The following is a 17,602-nucleotide window of genomic DNA, read 5'->3' on the forward strand; positions in this document are numbered from 1 at the left end:
AACAAAAAATGCCAGGAAGTGGTGGATGATTACGGGGCATCATCGCGTTCCTCCTGGTTCTTGAATAGTTGCGGGGCCAGGCCATGTTTGCGCATGAGCTTGTAAAGATCGGTGCGATGGCGGCCAGCAATGCGAGCAGCCCGGGAAATATTGCCGTCCGTGGCACGCAGCAGATTTTCAAGATACACGCGTTCAAAGGCTGTTTTGGCATCCTGTAAAGGCGGAAAGGCACGGGATCCACCCTGACGGCCAGCATCGGGAATGGCCTCTCCCGAGACCCAGCCTTTTTCGGTGACGGCGGCGGCAAAGGTGATGGCGTTTTCCAGCTCTCGAACATTTCCGGGCCACGGTCGCTGCATCAGCTTATCCATGGCTTCGGGGCTGAAACCTGGAATATTGCGTTCGAGGCGCTGGCTTTCCCGATCCAGAAAATATTGGGCAAGCAGCAAGATGTCTTCGGGGCGTTCACTGAGGCTGGGAACCCGTAGGGGAATGACGTGCAGGCGATAATATAAATCTTCCCGAAAGGCGCCGCTGGCAGTCAGCGCATGAATATCCTGATGGGTGGCGCTGATGACGCGTAAATCCACGGATATTTCCGTTTTTGCGCCGACCGGGCGTAACGTGCCTTCCTGTAATACCCGCAGCAGTTTGACCTGCAAGGCCAGAGGGAGGTCTCCAATTTCGTCCAGGAACAAAGTGCCCTGATCAGCGCTGCGAATGAGCCCGATATGGTCTTGAGTGGCTCCGGTAAAAGCCCCTTTAACGTGGCCAAATAGTTCACTTTCGGCCAGTTCGGAGGGAATCGCACCGCAGTTGACGGCGACAAAAGGCTGGTCACTACGGGCGCTGGCTTCGTGGATAGCTCTGGCGACACGTTCTTTGCCCGAGCCACTTTCTCCAGAAAGAAAAACACTGGCCTGGGAAGTGGCTATGCGGGTAATTTCGTTGACCAGACTGGCCATGACCGGACTGCGATGGAGGATGCTTTGCCCGGCCTGAGCGCGTAGGTCAGCCCTTAACTTGCTGAGCTCACGGCCAGCGAGGCGTTGTGCCAGTGCCGCTGTGCATAAGGTTTGTAATTCGTCATTACTGAACGGTTTGCTGAGATAACCAAAAGCCTGGGCACGCATGGCTTCTACAGCGTTAGGAATGGTGCCATGGGCGGTCAGCAAAATAACCGGCAAATCGGGATCACGAGCCTGAGCAGCTTCAAGAACCGCCATCCCGTCCATGATGGGCATGCGTAAATCGGTGATCAGCAAATCCACACTTTCCTGGTCCAGTAGTTCCAGCCCTTGCAGCGGATTGTTGCTGCTCAGTACCCGGTAATCTTCACTTTCCAGCCACAAACCCAGCAGCCTTAAGAAATCCGGATCATCATCAATAATGAGAATAGTGGGCATGATTTTACGCATCTCAGGGTAAGGGCGCGCCGTGCGCTTCCAGGGTTTTTTCTGCATGCTGGTGGAGCAGAGATTCCAGACGTTGAAGCCGTGCTTGTGCGGCACCTGCAGCATTTTGTGCCGCGATGGCCTGTGCTTGGCTTTGCTGAATGCGGACTTTTTCTTGTTTAAGAAGAGTAATATTTTCCAGCAGGGCATTGACGCTGCGCCGCAAGGGCAGGGTCTGGCTGGCCAGATCCGGGTTTTGTGCCGCCATGCCGAGCTCCCGGGCAGCGTTATCCAGGGCGGTTTTATTAAGAGGGCCACTGCTTAAGTAGCTGTTCGCCAGGGCTAGATGAATATGAGCGCAACTTGCAGATTCAGCGGACCCGCAATGATGCAGTGCTTTGAGTAGATCAGGTCGGGGCGTTTTCGAGAGCGGCAGAGGTACCGCCTTGGGCTGGCTCGGTACGGCCGGGTGAATCATTGCACAGGCTCCCAGTAGCCATAGGAGAGTGAAGGTGCCGAGTGAGCGGATCACAAGCAATAATCGGTGCATCAATGGGCTGCCTTCTGAGGAGAAGAGGGAAGCCAGATTTCTGCGCTGAGCCCTCCCTGTGGACGGTTTTGAATGCGTATCCAGCCGTCTTGAGCGGCTACCAGTTCGCGGGTGATAGCTAATCCCAATCCGGTACCTCGTGGTAAACTGTTACTGACCGGAACCTGATAGAATCGTTCAAATACCCGTTCCAGCAAAGCTTCAGGAATGCCCGGGCCTTCATCTTCTACCCGGAACAGAACGCCCTGCTGTTCGGCAATAGCCTGCACGTGGATTTGTCCGCCGGCAGAGCTGTATTTGTTGGCGTTGCTGACCAAGTTGCTGAGAATTTGCCGCAAGCGCTGCGGGTCGGCGTACACTTCCAGCGGCGCATTACTCTCACAAAGCAGAGTTTGCTGCTTTTTTTCCGTTAATGGCTGCATGCGGTTTTGCAGGTCTTCCAGGATCTCGGATACCTTGACAGTTTGGGGTGAAAAATCCAGGGATTGCGCCTGTAAGGCATGCATGTCGAGCATTTCCTGAATGGCCGCATATAATTCCTTGACCTGACGGACGACAATTTCGAGGACTTCGCGTTGCCTTGGCAGAAGCGGGCCAATGCGCTCGCTGAGCAGTAATTCACTGCCGGAACGGGCTGAGGCTAGAGGTGTTTTCAGTTCGTGAGAGACCTGGCTGAGAAATTGGTGGCGCAGGCGCTCTTCTTCCCGCAGGCGGGCCTGCATGCTGTCGATGCTGCGGGCCAGATCGCGCAATTCCTGGGGTCCATCGCTGGCAACATGGGCGACTTTACCCGCCCCGATATCTTCCAGGGCCAGACGGAAGTCCTTTAATGGTCGGGTCAAGGCCGTGGCAACCCGCCAGGGTATCAACAGGCTGAGCAGCGCCGTAATAACCACCAGTGCATAAAGCAGTTGCACGGCCTGTGAACGCGCTGCCGCTGCCGCTTCTCCCTGACGGAGAAGCAAGGACTGCATAGCCTGATGAACATCATGAAAACGCGCTTCTACAGACATCCGGTTGGATTTGCCGTCGAGTACAGCCGTTTGCCCTGAATTCGGGGTTGCTGCTTCTGCAGACTGCAAATAATGGGTCAGACTCACTTGTAGTTGCTGGAGCGCGTTGGCAAGTTGGGGATAGGCTGTTGCGCCGGTCTGTAGTGTCTGTAAAGACGTTTGTTCGTGATGAATCAGGTGGGTAAAGGTGGTTTCATAACCAGACTGGGGCAGGACCTGCGCCAGATCCTGATAAAATTCGGCCTGACGTTGTTGTCCATGAATTTCCAGTAATTGCTTTTGCAGTGGCAAGCCAATTTCAATCAGCGTATTGCTGCTGTCGCCCAGGGTATGAATCGCCTGAATAGCCGCAAACACGACTCCCGCGACCAGAAACAGGATGATAATGGCAAAAAACAGGACGCTACGGGGAATCGAAATGGCGCCATGATGATCTTTAGCCGGGAGGTCCCTCATCTTTTGTCCGGTGTTCTGTTCTTCCATAAAGTCCGTAGCCATCTACTTCTCCATGCCAATTGCCCAGAACATGGGCAGCGCATTGCCGGAAACCAGTGTATGCGACTGACGTCCAGCGGCCTAGTGTAGATTATCGGCTACAGCAGATCGGGCCAAAGTCGCTGCAAAGCATCCACGGCAACTGTCGTTTTTAGGATTATGCGTCCACATTGGCCAGAAGCGTGGCCGCTGCCTCGAATACAGCCGTGTTGAGATCAATGCCGCCGAGCATGCGGGCAATTTCCTGCTGACGTTGTGCAGTTTGAAGGGGGCTTATGGCGCTGAGGGTTTGCCCATCCTTCACCTGTTTTTCAATGTGCAGGTGATGGTGACCCTGCGCTGCCACTTGGGCAAGATGGGTAACACAAAGCACCTGCTGATGGGTGCCAAGGCGGCGGAGCAGACGTCCTACGCGTTCGGCAACGGCCCCACCAATACCCACATCCACTTCGTCAAAAATCAGGGTGTCAATGCGCTCGGGTGCCGCCAGAATGACCTGTAAGGCCAGACTGATACGGGAGAGTTCTCCGCCGGAAGCCACCTTGGCCAGGGCCTGTGCCGGATGGCCGGGGTTGGCGGTAATCCAGATTTCTGTCTGATCCCAGCCGGAGTCACGCCAGAATTTTTCTTCTTCCGGGTGACTGGATAAACGTAATTCAACCTGAGCATGGGGCATGCCCAGCTGACGGATTTGTTCGGCAACCGCGTCCGCCAAGGCTTGCTGTCGGGCTTGCCGGGCGATGGTGAGAGCCTGACTGTGCTGAATATAGGTCGTTTTGGCTTTGAGTAAAGCCTGCTCAGCGGCAAGCAACGAGCTTTCCAGGTTTTCTGTTCCCTGCAGTTCCTGCCGCAGGGTATCGCGTTTGGCGATTAACCCCGGCAAGTCACAATGATATTTGCGTTGAAGATCCTGCAACTGTTGCAAGCGTCGGGCAATTTCTTCCAGACGTTCGGGGTCGGCTTCCAGATCAGCCAGATAGCTATGCACATTGGAAATGCTTTCTTCGACCTGAATGAGAGCGGCATTGAGCAAGGCCTCATTTTCCTGCAGACGGGCATCATGCTGAGAAGCTACGCTGAGATGACGCTGGGCCTCGGCCAGGGCGCGGTTGGCTGGATGCGATTCACCTTCCAGGCCTTCCAGCGCAGCCTGGAGGTGTTCGCGCAATTTCTCGACCGCGCCGAGACGCTGTTCCTCGCTGCGCAGGCTTTCCCATTCTTCTTCCTGCAACTGTGCGGCTTCCAGCTCCTGCAGCTGAAAGCGCTGCCAATCGGCCTGTTCATTCTGACGGGTTTGCTCCGCTCGTAATTGCTGGCAGCGCAGCGTCTGTTCCCGCCATAGTCGATGCTCTTCAGCCACCTGATCCAACCTGGTTTCCAACCCGGCAAAACGGTCCAGCAGGGCCAGTTGACGGTCGGCGTGGAGCAACTTTTGATGTTCATGTTGTCCCAGCAGCTCAATCAGATACTCACCAAACTCCCGCAGCTGGGTGAGGGTGACGGTGCAACCATTGATAAAAGCCCGGCTACGGCCATTGCGCTGGAGGACCCTGCGCAGTACACACACCGGTTCATCTGCATCCATATCCTGATCGCGCAACCATTGGCGGGCGGCATGTTCGGGGGCAAGCGCATATTCAGCACTGATTTCGGCCTGCTCTGCACCATGGCGGATACTGTCCGCATGGCCCTTATCTCCGAGGAGCAGGGCGATGGCATCCACCAGAATGGATTTGCCCGCACCGGTTTCTCCGGTGAGTACAGTCAAACCCGCATCAAAATCAATGCTGACGCTGTCAATCAGGGCAAAATTGCGAACCTGCAGGCTGAGCAGCATTTAATCTTCTCCTGGTGATTCGGCCCAATGCAGTTTTTCCCGCAGTATCTGAAAGAAGTTTTTCTCTTCTGGATGAATAAAACGTGCCGAGCAGGGGGCACGGCGGATGTGAATTTCATCGCCAACAGCCAGAGGAACGCTGCAGTGACTGTCCAGGCTGAGGGCGGCAGGCTGACGACTGGCGGTCAGGCGGGCACGGATGGCCACGGTATCGGCGACGACCAGCGGCCGGGCGGTGAGGGTGTGCGGGCAGATGGGTACCAGCAGCAGGGCGGCAAGGCTGGGAGACAAAATGGGGCCACCCGCTGACAAGGCGTAGGCGGTCGAACCTGTTGGAGTGGCAATGATGACCCCATCAGCGCGCTGGGTATAAACAAAGCGGCCATCCATATGGACGCTCAGTTCAATCATGCTCTCGCCGCCGCCTTTATGAATAAAGACTTCATTGATCGCCAGACCGCTGTGTATTTGTTGATTGTCGCGCCATAACTCAGCATTCAGGACCCGGCGTTGATCTTGCTGATAATGACCCTGCAAAATGGGTGGCAGGGCGCTTTCTATTTGGTCAATGGAAAGATCCGCCAGGAAGCCCAGCCGCCCCTGATTAATGCCGAGAATGGCAATGCCATTACTGGCCGTATTTCGGGCCGTGCCCAACAGGGTGCCGTCGCCGCCAATGGCAATAACCAGATCTGTTTCCGCACGGGCTTCACTGAAAGCCATCTGTTTCAGGCCGAGGGTATCATCGATCTCGCCAGAACATTGGGTTTCGATAAAAACTTCCCGCCCCTGGGATTGAATGAAATCACGCAACAGGCGCAACCCCGGTAGTACCGAAGGATCACGGTATTTGCTGACGAGCAGGACGCGCTGGAAGGGCTTGGTCATGGGAGTAGCCTACATGGGGGCGTTACAAACGCCAAGAGGAAAATGCCGGTTTTCGGGGTGGGGGAGTTCAGGGCGATAATTACGCCTGCAGCCACCCATAAAAACCGCGTAGCAGAAGATCGGGAACATGCTGGCTGTTGGGGACTTGCGCCTGCCAGAGCGCCGCATCACCACCGGTCAGTAGCACCTGGGCATCGGGAAACATCTGCTGAAAATGAGTAATGGCACCCTGCAAGGCGTCGGCAAATAAATGGAACACGCCGGACTGGATGGCTGCACCCGTACTGTTACCAAGGGCGGCGGCGGGTACGGGCAAATCCATGTCGGGGAGGAGTGCCGTACCGAGAAACAGGGCATGAAGGCTCATGGTGATTCCCGGAAGAATTCTGCCCCCCTGAAAACGGCCATCGGCAAACAGGTCAATGGTAATGGCCGTACCCATGTCAATGATGATGCTGCTTTGGGCGGGGTAATCCTGAGCCGCAGCAAGCAGGCAGCAGCGTCGATCAAACCCTAGCGTTTCACCGGGAACATAGGCGTTGGGGACGCGTTGGTTGAACACCGCCAGATCCGGTTCGCTAAGACGTGCTTTGGGCAATAATTCCCGCCAGGTTTGCAACGCTTCCGGCACGACCCCTCCCAGCGCAAAAGTCTCTTCCTCCTCATGAGGGCGTAGCTGTTCCCACTGCTGTAAAATATGCGCAGGATGCAAGGCGGTTGCGGCGCTGATGCTCTGAAAATGCAGACCATCGTTGCTCTGCGCCAGCAGGGTTCGGGTATTGCCAACGGCGATGAATATCATGATGCCAATGGCCGCAGACTGACGTCGCCAGCACTTAACCATACCGGGTCTTTGTCCGGCTCCTGTACCTGCAGGCGACCATCCCCGCCAATGCCCAGCACTGCTGCCGAATAGTGTCCCCGCACATCGCTGATCTGCACAACCTGGCGCATCATGGGCGCTGCCGCTTCATTCCAGAGCGGCAAAAAGGGTTCCAAGCCGTCGCGATCAAAGCGGGCGAAATCCGTCTGCCAGCGGCGAATGATTTGTCCGGCCAGATGGCTGCGGGAGAGCTTGATCTGGTGTTGTGCCAAGCTCGTGGCAGTGTCCGGCAGGGTAGGATCGTCGTGTACATTCAGTCCCAGGCCAAGTACCAGGCGGTTTTGCCCGGAGGGCATGCGGCGTGCTTCAAGCAGCAATCCCCCTAGTTTTTGCCCGGCCACCCAAATGTCATTGGGCCACTTGATCCACAATCCGCCGATACTTTTTTGCAGTACCTGAAAAACTCCCAAACCAGCCACCAGTGTCAGGGCAGGGTTAATGCTGGCCGCTTGCGTCCAGCCATAACTCATGGCCAGATGCCGACCAAAGGGTGAAGACCAGTGCCGCGCATGACGCCCGCGTCCGGCCCACTGACTTTCTGCCAGACAAACGCCGGGGTTGGCTTCGCTGCCCAGCATTTCGCTGTTGGTCGAAGCACAGGCCGACAGTATCCGGATTTGTGCTTCCGGAATGTTGGCAGCAGCGGCAATTTCCGGGCGGGAAAGGGGCGGGTGAGGATAATCGAGCTGCAGACCCTCGGCAGTCTGGCGCAGGGGAATTCCCCACTGCTCTGCTTCCTGAAGCAGGGTAGTGGCCTCTCCCGCATCGTTAAAGCACTCAGCATGAACCAGAACGTCCAGCAGTTTTTGCAGTGCCGCTGTGGGTGCTTCAGGGGCGGATATGGCCGTCTCCCAATACAATCCATTTTTGCAAGGTTAGCCCTTCCAGACCAACTGGACCGCGAACATGCAGACGATTGGTGGAGATGCCAATTTCCGCCCCCAGACCATATTCAAACCCATCTGCGAAGCGGGTGGAGGCATTGACCATCACCGAGCTGGCGTCGACTTCACGCAAAAAGCGGCGGGCGTGGGTATAATTTTCGGTCAGAATGGATTCGGTGTGCTGGGACCCATAGCGATTGATGTGCGCAATAGCCGCGTCGAGATCGTCGACAATTTTGAGGGAAATGATGGGCGCCAGATACTCCGTGCCATAATCTTCTTCCGTAGCTGCCACGGCACCTGCAAGGCGTGGCAAGCTCCGTTCGCAGGCCCGGACTTCGATGCCTTTTTCCTGCAGCGCCGTGACAATAGGAAGCAGCAAATCTTCCATTCGATCCTTGTGGATCAACAGGCTTTCGGCGGTGTTGCAGGTGCCCAGTCTTTGGGTTTTGGCGTTGACCACCACTTTCAGTGCTTTGCGGGCATCGGCATCGGCATCCACGTAAACATGGCAGTTGCCGTCCAGATGCATAATCACCGGTACTGTGGCATCGGCCTTGATGCGGGAAATCAGCCCCTTGCCGCCGCGCGGAATGACCACATCCACATGAGCATCCATACTGATCAGCACGCCGACGGCTTCCCGGTCTGCCGTGTTGACGTATTGCACCAGATCCAGAGGTAATACCGACTTACCCAAAGCTGCCCGCAAGCGTTCGGCAATAGCCATGTTGCTGTGCAGGGATTCCGAGCCACCGCGCAAAATGACCGCATTGCCCGACTTGACACAGAGACCGGCGGCATCAGCCGTGACGTTGGGGCGTGACTCGTAAATCATGGCAATCACACCCAGCGGCGCCCGCATGTGACCAACCTGAATGCCGCTGGGGCGATAACGCAAATCCGTGATTTCACCGACAGGATCGGGAAGTGCGGCAATTTCTTCGAGGCCCTGGGCCATCGCCTCAATGCGCGTCTCATCCAGTCGCAAACGGTCAATAAAGGCGGCATCCTTGCCCGCCTCTTCGGCGCTGCGCAGATCTTTGCGATTGGCGCGCTGCAGATTATCGGCATCACGCCGCAAAAATTCTGCCATCAGGCGCAAAGCTTGGTCCTTGGCGGCGCTATCGGCGCTTTGCAAGCGTCGTTGGGCGCTGCGGGCCCGTTCGCCAATTTTTTCCATTTCCTGGTGCAAATCCATCATCAGTCTCCTTTTTCGTGTCAGCCAGGCTGGCATGAGTTCAGCGAAGAACCTTCGGTGTATGGGGATTCATTCGCGCGGATATTGGCTCTATTGTGCCGTTCTCAAGCCGATCCGGCAATTCGCAGGCATAAATCGGTCAGGGCGGGCCAGACCGGAGTGGGGTCCTGACCCTTGATGCGGGCATCAATTTCAAGGCATTCACGGATACCCGCCAGCAGGCTATGACCCGGCAAACGCCGTGCCGCCGTGCGGAACCAGTTTTGGCGGGGAGGGAATACCCGGTTCTGGCGAAAAACCTGATCAACGTCCACATGGGCGGCGCGTAATTCCGCCAGTATCCGCAAATCCTTGTGGAGTGCCCAGAGACAAAGGGCCGGTTCACCATCCCCACTGCGCAGACGATCAATAATGCGCAGAATTTGCGTCGGTTCAGCGCGCAGCGTCGCATCCGCCAGATCATAAATATTGAACTGACTGCTGTCGGCCAGTACGTTACGAATAGCGGCAACATCCACCGCCTGCCCCGGATAAATCTGCTGCAGGCGTAAAATAGCCTGATGACAGGCCCCAAGATTGCCCGCACTCAGATCCGCCAGCAACTGGATGGCCTCTTGATCTGCCGACATTTTTTGCAGCTTGAGGCGCTGTTCTATCCAGCGGATCCAGTCTGCGCCTTCGGGGCGATACAACAACATGGTCTGGCCGTGACTTTCCAGGGCTTTGAACCATTGCGTTTTCTGGACGCTGGCATCGGGGCGCGGGCCGCTGAAGACGAGCAGAGCATCGGGGGGTGGTGAAGTCAGCCAGTACTGCAGGGCGCTGACGCCTTCCTTGGGGAGTTTGATGCTGTCCAGACGCAGGAGGAGCAGGCGTTGTTCAGCGAAAAGCGAGCCAGCATCCCGCTCATCGCGCAGCGCATCCCAAGGGGCAGCGGAATGATTCAGTCGTTGTCGTTGGGCAAAACCCTGTTCTGCAGCAACCTTGCAGAGTGCTTCTTCAGCCTCTTGCAAAAGCAGCGGTTCATCAGAGAACAAACCGTAGACGGACGCCAGCTTACCCTGCAGGTGTCCTGACCACTGTCCCGGCTTGAGTCGCATCTCAGCCGCCGGACTGACGGACGACCGGACTGTTCAGAACCCGCCGGAGAATCTGCCGGGCACCTTGCTCCATCAGCAATCTTTCCATGCGAATTTGTTGCTCATTGGTAGCCAGAGGGTTCCCGCTGTTATAACTGAAACTGTTTTCCACCAGCAGCGGCTGGGCGGGAAGAATGATTTTTTTCTGATGATCCATGACGCTGAATTGCGCATGGAGGGTGTCCAGAAATTCCAGAGCCACGCCGCTACTGGGGCTGATGCTGATAATTCTTTGCGAGACATAGGCATTATCAATTTGCAGGAGAGGACCATCCGCACGGCTGTAATTACCGTCGCGCTGCAATTCACGGTGAACGGCTGCAGCCAGAGCACCGCCGCTGGGACCGCTGCCAGAGACACGCATCCCCTGCAACTTGGCCGGAACGGTTGATCCGGTCTGCAAATGAAACCCACAACCTGCCAGCGCGAGCAAAAGCAGGCTCATCAACCCGTAAATGCCACGCTGGCGCAATGCTTTCATCCCAGCACCAGATTAACCAGGCGGCCCGGCACGACAATGACTTTGCGCACGGTTTTACCTTCCAGATGACGTTGCATGGCGGGGCTGGCCAGCACTGCCTTTTCGATGGCGTTATTGTCCGCTGCGACCGGAAAATCCATGCGTTCCCGCAATTTCCCGTTAACCTGGATGACCAGGGTCAGCGTGTCCGACTTGAGTGCCTCGGGGTCGGCGCTGGGCCAGGGGGTATGGATGATATTGCTTTTCTGGCCTAACACTTCCCAAAGTATTTCGGTCATGTGCGGGGCAAAAGGCGAGAGCATCAGCACAATGGCACGCAATCCCTCGCCCAGCACGGCACGCAAGTCTGTGGGCGCATCAGCACCGACTTTCATAAGGCTGTTACTCAGTTCCATGATGGCAGCAATGGCCACATTAAAATGATAACGACCTTCCATATTGCGGCTGACGCGTTCAATGCACTGATGAACAGCACGACGCAGATCTTTCGCCTCGTCAGACAATTCTGCCGGTACCATCAGATTCTCTGCCCCATATTCATGGACCAGACGCCAGATGCGGCTCAGAAAGCGATGCGCCCCTTCGACAGCCGCATCAGACCACTCCAGATGTTGTTCGGGTGGTGCTGCAAACAAAATGAAAAGACGGGCAGTATCCGCACCATAGCGATCAATGAGTCCTTGAGGATCAACCGTGTTCCCCTTGGATTTACTCATTTTGCTGCCGTCTTTCAGCACCATGCCCTGAGTGAGCAACTGCTTGAAGGGTTCATCGTGAACAGCATCTGCAGGTAACAACCCCACATCCCGCAGCAGGCGATTGAAAAAACGGGCATAGAGAAGATGCAGTACGGCATGTTCCACCCCGCCCACATATTGATCCACCGGTAACCACTCGGCGGCACGCGCATCCAGCATGGTATCGGCATCAGGACAGGCGAAACGGGCGTAGTACCAGGAACTTTCCACAAAAGTATCCATGGTATCGGTTTCGCGCCGCGACGGAGCCGCACAGCGCGGACAGGGCACATTCAGAAACTCCGGATCATCCAGCAGGGGAGAGCGGGGGTCCTTGAGTTGATAATGGGTGGGGAGCACGACCGGCAAGTCCTGCTCAGGAACCGGCACCACGCCACAATGTTCACAATGAATCATGGGGATGGGCGTACCCCAGTAACGCTGACGGGAAATCCCCCAATCGCGCAACCGGTAATTGATGGTTTTCTGGCCCAGACCCCGTTCGGCAACAGCCTGGGTGATGCGGGTTTTTGCCTGCACACTGTCCAGACCGTTGAAGTCTCCCGAATGCACCAAAGTCCCGGCACCCGTGTAGGCTTCGGTCATGGCTGCTGCTTCAACCGGCGCAGATTCTGCCGCAATAACAATCTGGATGGGCAGCTTGTATTTGTGGGCAAACTCGAAGTCACGCTGGTCATGGGCGGGCACACTCATCACTGCCCCTTCTCCATAACCCATCAGCACAAAGTTGGCCGTCCAGACCGGCAGTTCAGCGCCGGTCAATGGATGTTTGACGAACAGGCCGAGAGGATGTCCTTCTTTTTCCTGGGTTTCAATGCTGGCTTCGGAAACCGAACCATGCCGGCAACGCTCCAGAAATTCAGCCAGAGCCGGATTCTGCTCTGCCGCCTGCAGGGCCAGCGGATGCTCTGGCGCTACGGCCAGATAAGTGGCGCCCATCAGGGTGTCGGGGCGCGTCGTGAAGACCTTGATGACGCCTTCTCCGCGAGCCAGGGGAAATTGAATTTCCGCCCCCTCAGAGCGCCCGATCCAGTTGCGCTGCATGGTCAGCACCTGTTCCGGCCAGCCTTCATTCAGGGTGTCCAGACCCTCCAGCAATTCTTCGGCGTAGGCGGTAATGCGCAAAAAATACTGAACAATTTCGCGCCGCTCGACGGGGGCACCGGAGCGCCAGCCGCAACCATCCACCACCTGTTCATTGGCCAACACCGTCTGGTCAACCGGATCCCAGTTGACGGTGCTGAGTTTCTGGTAGACCAGACCCTTTTCCCAGAGCTTGAGGAACAGCCATTGTTCCCAGCGATAATAGTTGGGGGTGCAGGTCGCTAATTCCCGTGACCAGTCATAGGATAATCCCAGCCGCTGCAACTGCCCGCGCATGTGGGCAATGTTGTCCATGGTCCACTCGGCCGGGGCCAGACCATTTTTGAGAGCCGCATTTTCGGCGGGCAAACCAAAGGCATCCCAGCCCATGGGTTGCAGGACATCCTTACCGCGCATGCGCTGATAACGTGCGATAGCGTCGGCAATACTGTAATTGCGCACATGGCCCATATGCAGTTGTCCCGAAGGATACGGAAACATGGCCAGAGCATAGAATTTTTCCTTGCCGGGCACGCTGGGTGCGCGGAAAGACTGCTGGTCTTGCCAGCGTTTTTGCACTGCCGGCTCAAGGTCTTGGGGGGAATAGGCGGGAATATCCATGAATTCTGTTGTTCAGCCCGATATGTTGAAGTGGCACAAAGGTTGCCACAGGCACCCGAGTGGCGCAATGTTCCAGCGCGAGGAACGGTCTCCTGCCATTGGCGCATTGTTCCATGCAGGTTAGACTAACCCCTGACAGCAATTAAAATATCGAATTTGGAGAAAACATGGCTGAATTGCCAGAACTGGAATTACTGAAACAAAAATTACGCCGCAACATCCTCAACAAGCGGGTCAATGTCATGCAGGTGCATAATGCCAAAGGCGAGTTGCTGACCGATGGCGCAGGCATTGAAGAAGCTTCTTTCAAGGGCAAAGCCATTACCGATTTGCATCGCTATGGTCAGTACCTGTTTCTGGAATTGGCGCGCAAAGATATTCTGGCCATGCAGCTGGGGGGCGAACTCACTGTCGATTTGGAGCGCGGGCCTGCCCAGGCAGAAAGCGAAGAAGAAGCGCGGGCCGTTCTCGAAATCCAGATCAATGGTCATCAACGCTTACGTCTGCATGGCACACAGTTAGGTAATCGCCTGCGGATGCTCGACGAAAACAGCGATGTGGATTTTCTGACCAAGCTTGGACCCGATCCTTTGATGGTGCATGGCGAAGGACTGGCGGTTTTGCGTGAGGCGCTGTCTCGCCGCCGCAGTGCCCTGCGCAATATTCTTCTGGATGATGCTTTTGCGCCGGGTATTGGTGCGGTGTGGGCTGATGAAATTCTGTATCAGGCGCGCCTGCGCCCTGATCGCACCGCACCCAGTCTGACGGACGAAGAGCGCGACCGTTTTCTGGAGCAGATTCCCAAGGTGCTGGACCGGGCAGTACGCTGTCAGGCCAAAACCAATTTGCTACCCAAAACCTTCCTCACCCGGCATCGGGAAGACAACCTGTGTCCCGGCTGCGGCGCGGTCCTCGAAACCCTGTCGGTGGGTGGTAAAAACGCGCTGTTTTGCCCGGCCTGTCAAAGCTGAGTCAATCCATCCAGGTCGGGTAGCGCCTGCCCGGCCTTACTTGTGTTTCCACGGCAGGCCGCTGGCTTTCCAGCCCTCGACTTTGCCGCGCTGACCCTGGTGGTCCTGCTTACCTTCAAAGCCCCCCAGAATGTTGTAGCAGTGGTGATAACCCAAACTGGCCAGATGCTCGGCAGCCGCCAGCGAACGGCCACCGGTACGGCAAAGCAGCAGCAGGAAATGGTCGGGTGTTACTTCTTTTTTGATTTGCTGGTCAAAATCCGGATTGGGCGTCATGCCGGGATAGTTCTGCCAGGGAATATGTTTACTGTTTTCAATCATGCCCACGAAATCCAGCTCTGGATGCGAGCGGACATCCACTAGCACGGCGTCGGGATGCTCCCGAAGCAGCGCATGGGCTTCTTCCGGCGTCATATCCCCGGCGTGACGTTTGCCGGCAGCCTTGGCGCGTTCATGGGCTTTTTCAAGAATTTCTGCGGTACTCATGGCGGTTGTCATATTCATGTTGGTCTCCTCATGGCGGGATCATGCTTATCCCTACCTTTCATTGTCAAATATAGCACGCCCTGCTGAATTTTAAGGCGACCTCACGGCCGGAATTGTTTTTGACGTTTCAGATTCTGAATCTGCTCTTCAACGGTACTTGGCGCTGAATGTTTGGCCCATAGGCCAAAAGCATTATGATGCGAAGCAGAGGTGTCTTTTCCAGGCATCCTATTATCAATAGGCTCCATGACGGCGGCTGGCTTCACACGATAAAGAACGATGACTCGCTCCTTTCGGGTCAATGCCTTGATAATTTCTGCAGATTTCTTCCGCAGGTCAACAAATGATGCTTCCACGTTCAGACCCTTGATAAGTACGAATTGCAACGGTCCAACAAACGGTTCAGTTCGTGGCTTCGCACGATCTGACCTTGTTCGTTAGGCCTACAAGTCACCGGGTTTTAGCCCTGTATGTTTGGAAATGCGGGCAAGCATACGAGGCCCGATTTCTTCCCCGTCATGGAATGCAAACACGAAATCAGGCCAGCCAGCGCGAGATAATGTGCGGTGAGAACCCGATTGCCGTTTGAGCTTCCAGCCGATGCCAAGGAGAGCGACAAAAATACGCTTCGCCTTTGCGGAAGGCCATTGGCTCATGCAGCAACGAATTCAATGTTAATGGTCATAGGGCGGTTCTCGCCGGATTCAATACGTTCGGCAAGTGCGCGAAGTGCCAGTGTTTCGGCCTTAGCCATTGCCTCTTCGGCGGTGGTGCCATAAGTAAGCACACCAGGAATTTCTGGAACTTCCGCCAACCAGCGGCCATCGGTTTCGCGCTCATACTCAATGTGCAAATTCATGGTGCCCTCCACTGCGTAATAATGGTGATTATTTTACACCCACGGGCTAAAGTTGCCCAACGGTTGAATGATGGGTTGGTCGAAGCCGCTACGCGGAGGAGTAGCCTGCTGTGGCTTCGCGAATTATTCTGCATCTACTGCGCCGAGCTTACCAGAACGGTTGGTTCACACCAGTCAACGAACGTGACAGTCAACAAGGTGGAGGCCAAGGCTCCCGGGATTGCGTACTTGCTGGCGTCATCCGCATAGTTACAAAGCCGTTCATTTCCAAGTCGTGCGCCTTCCCGCCGTGCCTCCAATGCCTTATATTCAGGTCACATACACTGCCGGAGCTCTTCAAGGATGAGGGCGCGCTGAGGCAAATATGGAGCGATCCCGAAACCCCCAAGGGATTTTTACAAGGACTGGCCGAGAAGGGCTATAACCGGGAACTGCTGACCGAGAAGTACAACAACGCTATCGCCGATGCGTTTGCGGAGCTGGGTACCCTGGTACAGGTAAGGGAAGTGTTCAGCGGGTTTCAGCGGTATTTGTATGATGAACGGCAAAGGGAATAAAAATGAGCGTAACGGACAAGAAATGGCGTGCTGTCATAGATGAGGTGTTGGCGGAATCATCTATGCCGTTACACTACACTGACATTGCGGAGCGTATTGTAGAAAGAAAACTTAGGATCAACCTGGGTGCTACTCCAGCGGCTACTGTGAACGCTCAGATATCTCGATCTATCAAACATGAGGGCTCAGATTCGCCATACGTACGAGTGGATCGGGGCGTTTTTGCTTTAAAGAGCATGATTGGTGAGACTCCAGCAGCTTTTCCCCAGGGTTCAGAGAATGTAAGCGCTGAGGTCGATGAATACCAGTATGATATTATTACTTCTTTCGGAATGTTCTGGCGCCGTGACAATGTAGAATGGAATGCAATGCCTAAACTTTACGGGGTCCAACAGATAGGCGCCGACTCAGTAGACTTCTGCAGACAAATTGGCATCTATCTACTGTATGACGGCAGAGAGGTAATTTACGTTGGACGTAGCACTGACCGCCCATTAGGACGACGACTTTACGAGCATACTACTGATCGTATGGCTACAAGATGGGATCGGTTTTCGTGGTTCGGTCTGCTTCCTGTATCCGAGACCGGCAGCATCGGGGTTATGCCAGTGACATACCCAGCGGAAAAGCTGATTCCTGCATTGGAAGCAATACTTATTGAGGCCCTGGAACCACGGCAAAATCGAAAGCGTGGGGATGATCTCGCGGCAGTGGAGTATAGCCAGAAAACTGACCCAGATATTGATAAGAGAAAGGCTAAAGCCCTTATCGATAGGATATAGTACGGGCAGAGGAGATCAGCAACATAACTTGTTAAGAAAATGGACTGCTGTCCAGATTATGATCACCAGACCGCTGGGGTGGTATTATGCGGAGCGAACTTCAGGTTTAGACTGGAGGCGGTCGTTGGATTGCGCTAGGCTTAACCCAGGTGGATTTGCTCACTCCAGAAGGAGACCAATTCATGAATCAAACGAATGGGGCGCTTAGGCTTGGCGTAATTCTTGGGTAGACACGAAAAAATCCAGACTGCCGTTCTCGGCGGCCGGAGCGATGCCAACATAGCTTTTGTTGACCTTTTGTCTTTGTTAGGTGGTCTCGGATTTATGCTTCGCGTCAAGGGAGACCATCATATCCTTACCAAAGAAGGGGTGGCCGAGATCATCAATCTCCAACCCATAGGACGCATGGCGAAGCCCTACCAAGTGAAGCAAACGCGCAGCATACTCACCAAATATCAACTAGGGATTAATAACGATGAGTAAGTATGAACTGGTCATTTATTGGAGTAACGAAGACGATGCTTTTATCGTGGAAGTTCCTGAGCTCCCTGGCTGCATGGCCGATGGCGCGTCTTATCAAGAGGCGGTAACCAATGTGGAACGGGTGATTAGTGAATGGGTCGAGATGGCAACGGATCTGGGGCGCTCTATACCAGAGCCACGCGGGCGGTTGCTTTATGCGTGAAGTCTCCTTGTTTGCATTTGACGCCCCTGCTGCGG

Annotated in this window: 19 protein-coding genes and 1 pseudogene; 5 read left to right on the forward strand and 15 right to left on the reverse strand. The window is 55.4% G+C overall.

Annotated features, from left to right (window positions below):
• Nucleotides 1-29: 29 nt before the first annotated feature.
• From HJG40_RS04320 to leuS, 11 genes are all read right to left on the reverse strand, one after another.
• A complete protein-coding gene (locus HJG40_RS04320) occupies nucleotides 30-1,406 on the reverse strand; it encodes a sigma-54-dependent transcriptional regulator (protein WP_226857124.1) in 1,377 nt (458 codons plus the stop codon).
• 13 nt (nucleotides 1,407-1,419) lie between these two features.
• The gene (locus HJG40_RS04325; protein ID WP_226857126.1) at nucleotides 1,420-1,872 is read right to left on the reverse strand and encodes a hypothetical protein; all 453 of its coding nucleotides are present in this window, start codon (nucleotides 1,870-1,872) and stop codon (nucleotides 1,420-1,422) included.
• A gap of 71 nt (nucleotides 1,873-1,943) precedes the next feature.
• Entirely contained in the window at nucleotides 1,944-3,455 is a 1,512-nt protein-coding gene (locus HJG40_RS04330; RefSeq protein ID WP_215863054.1) for a sensor histidine kinase, read from the reverse strand.
• A gap of 154 nt (nucleotides 3,456-3,609) precedes the next feature.
• Nucleotides 3,610-5,289 (reverse strand): DNA repair protein RecN, encoded by a 1,680-nt coding sequence (gene recN / locus HJG40_RS04335; RefSeq protein WP_215863055.1) that lies wholly within the window; start codon nucleotides 5,287-5,289, stop codon nucleotides 3,610-3,612.
• Entirely contained in the window at nucleotides 5,290-6,177 is an 888-nt protein-coding gene (locus HJG40_RS04340; RefSeq protein ID WP_215863056.1) for an NAD(+)/NADH kinase, read from the reverse strand.
• 79 nt (nucleotides 6,178-6,256) lie between these two features.
• Complete coding sequence (locus HJG40_RS04345) at nucleotides 6,257-7,021, reverse strand: type III pantothenate kinase (protein ID WP_215863057.1); 765 nt, start codon at nucleotides 7,019-7,021, stop codon at nucleotides 6,257-6,259.
• Nucleotides 6,976-7,920, reverse strand: a complete 945-nt coding sequence (locus HJG40_RS04350) for a biotin--[acetyl-CoA-carboxylase] ligase (protein ID WP_215863058.1) — start codon at nucleotides 7,918-7,920, stop codon at nucleotides 6,976-6,978. Before HJG40_RS04350 ends, HJG40_RS04345 begins: the two co-directional genes overlap by 46 nt.
• Complete coding sequence (locus tag HJG40_RS04355) at nucleotides 7,889-9,148, reverse strand: glutamate-5-semialdehyde dehydrogenase (protein ID WP_226857129.1); 1,260 nt, start codon at nucleotides 9,146-9,148, stop codon at nucleotides 7,889-7,891. Before HJG40_RS04355 ends, HJG40_RS04350 begins: the two co-directional genes overlap by 32 nt.
• Nucleotides 9,149-9,249: 101 nt before the next feature.
• Nucleotides 9,250-10,245: a DNA polymerase III subunit delta gene (gene holA / locus HJG40_RS04360; RefSeq protein WP_215863059.1), complete on the reverse strand. Its 996-nt coding sequence runs from the start codon at nucleotides 10,243-10,245 to the stop codon at nucleotides 9,250-9,252.
• A gap of 1 nt (nucleotide 10,246) precedes the next feature.
• Nucleotides 10,247-10,765, reverse strand: a complete 519-nt coding sequence (locus HJG40_RS04365; protein WP_215863060.1) for an LPS-assembly lipoprotein LptE — start codon at nucleotides 10,763-10,765, stop codon at nucleotides 10,247-10,249.
• The gene (gene leuS, locus HJG40_RS04370) at nucleotides 10,762-13,227 is read right to left on the reverse strand and encodes a leucine--tRNA ligase (RefSeq protein WP_215863061.1); all 2,466 of its coding nucleotides are present in this window, start codon (nucleotides 13,225-13,227) and stop codon (nucleotides 10,762-10,764) included. The genes HJG40_RS04365 and leuS overlap by 4 nt, the downstream gene beginning before the upstream one ends.
• Nucleotides 13,228-13,394: 167 nt before the next feature.
• Here leuS and HJG40_RS04375 point away from each other — a divergent pair, with 167 nt between their 5' ends.
• On the forward strand, nucleotides 13,395-14,198 hold the full coding sequence (locus HJG40_RS04375) for a DNA-formamidopyrimidine glycosylase family protein (RefSeq protein ID WP_215863062.1): 804 nt from the start codon (nucleotides 13,395-13,397) through the stop codon (nucleotides 14,196-14,198).
• A gap of 36 nt (nucleotides 14,199-14,234) precedes the next feature.
• Here HJG40_RS04375 and HJG40_RS04380 read toward each other — a convergent pair whose 3' ends face one another.
• The 4 genes from HJG40_RS04380 to HJG40_RS04395 all read right to left on the reverse strand — a co-directional run bounded on the left by HJG40_RS04380 (nucleotide 14,235) and on the right by HJG40_RS04395 (nucleotide 15,543).
• Complete coding sequence (locus HJG40_RS04380) at nucleotides 14,235-14,702, reverse strand: rhodanese-like domain-containing protein (protein WP_226857131.1); 468 nt, start codon at nucleotides 14,700-14,702, stop codon at nucleotides 14,235-14,237.
• An 83-nt stretch (nucleotides 14,703-14,785) separates the two neighbouring features.
• Complete coding sequence (locus HJG40_RS04385; protein ID WP_215863063.1) at nucleotides 14,786-15,040, reverse strand: hypothetical protein; 255 nt, start codon at nucleotides 15,038-15,040, stop codon at nucleotides 14,786-14,788.
• Between the two features lie 87 nt (nucleotides 15,041-15,127).
• Complete coding sequence (locus HJG40_RS04390; protein ID WP_215863064.1) at nucleotides 15,128-15,340, reverse strand: type II toxin-antitoxin system HicA family toxin; 213 nt, start codon at nucleotides 15,338-15,340, stop codon at nucleotides 15,128-15,130.
• Nucleotides 15,337-15,543 carry a type II toxin-antitoxin system HicB family antitoxin gene (locus tag HJG40_RS04395; protein ID WP_215863065.1) on the reverse strand — a complete coding sequence of 69 codons (207 nt, stop codon included), beginning with the start codon at nucleotides 15,541-15,543 and terminating at the stop codon, nucleotides 15,337-15,339. Before HJG40_RS04395 ends, HJG40_RS04390 begins: the two co-directional genes overlap by 4 nt.
• 320 nt (nucleotides 15,544-15,863) lie before the next feature.
• Here HJG40_RS04395 and HJG40_RS15355 point away from each other — a divergent pair.
• The 4 genes and pseudogenes from HJG40_RS15355 to HJG40_RS04415 form a co-directional block, all read left to right on the forward strand.
• A pseudogene (locus HJG40_RS15355) lies at nucleotides 15,864-16,100 on the forward strand (type I restriction-modification enzyme R subunit C-terminal domain-containing protein); the annotation flags it as partial.
• Between the two features lie 2 nt (nucleotides 16,101-16,102).
• The gene (locus HJG40_RS04405) at nucleotides 16,103-16,882 is read left to right on the forward strand and encodes an HTH domain-containing protein (protein ID WP_215863066.1); all 780 of its coding nucleotides are present in this window, start codon (nucleotides 16,103-16,105) and stop codon (nucleotides 16,880-16,882) included.
• A 222-nt stretch (nucleotides 16,883-17,104) separates the two neighbouring features.
• Nucleotides 17,105-17,365 carry a hypothetical protein gene (locus tag HJG40_RS04410; protein WP_215863067.1) on the forward strand — a complete coding sequence of 87 codons (261 nt, stop codon included), beginning with the start codon at nucleotides 17,105-17,107 and terminating at the stop codon, nucleotides 17,363-17,365.
• Complete coding sequence (locus HJG40_RS04415) at nucleotides 17,358-17,567, forward strand: type II toxin-antitoxin system HicB family antitoxin (RefSeq protein WP_215863068.1); 210 nt, start codon at nucleotides 17,358-17,360, stop codon at nucleotides 17,565-17,567. Before HJG40_RS04410 ends, HJG40_RS04415 begins: the two co-directional genes overlap by 8 nt.
• Nucleotides 17,568-17,602 lie beyond the last annotated feature (35 nt).

This window comes from Acidithiobacillus concretivorus, from assembly GCF_018853445.1.
GTDB classification, from domain to species: domain Bacteria; phylum Pseudomonadota; class Gammaproteobacteria; order Acidithiobacillales; family Acidithiobacillaceae; genus Acidithiobacillus; species Acidithiobacillus concretivorus.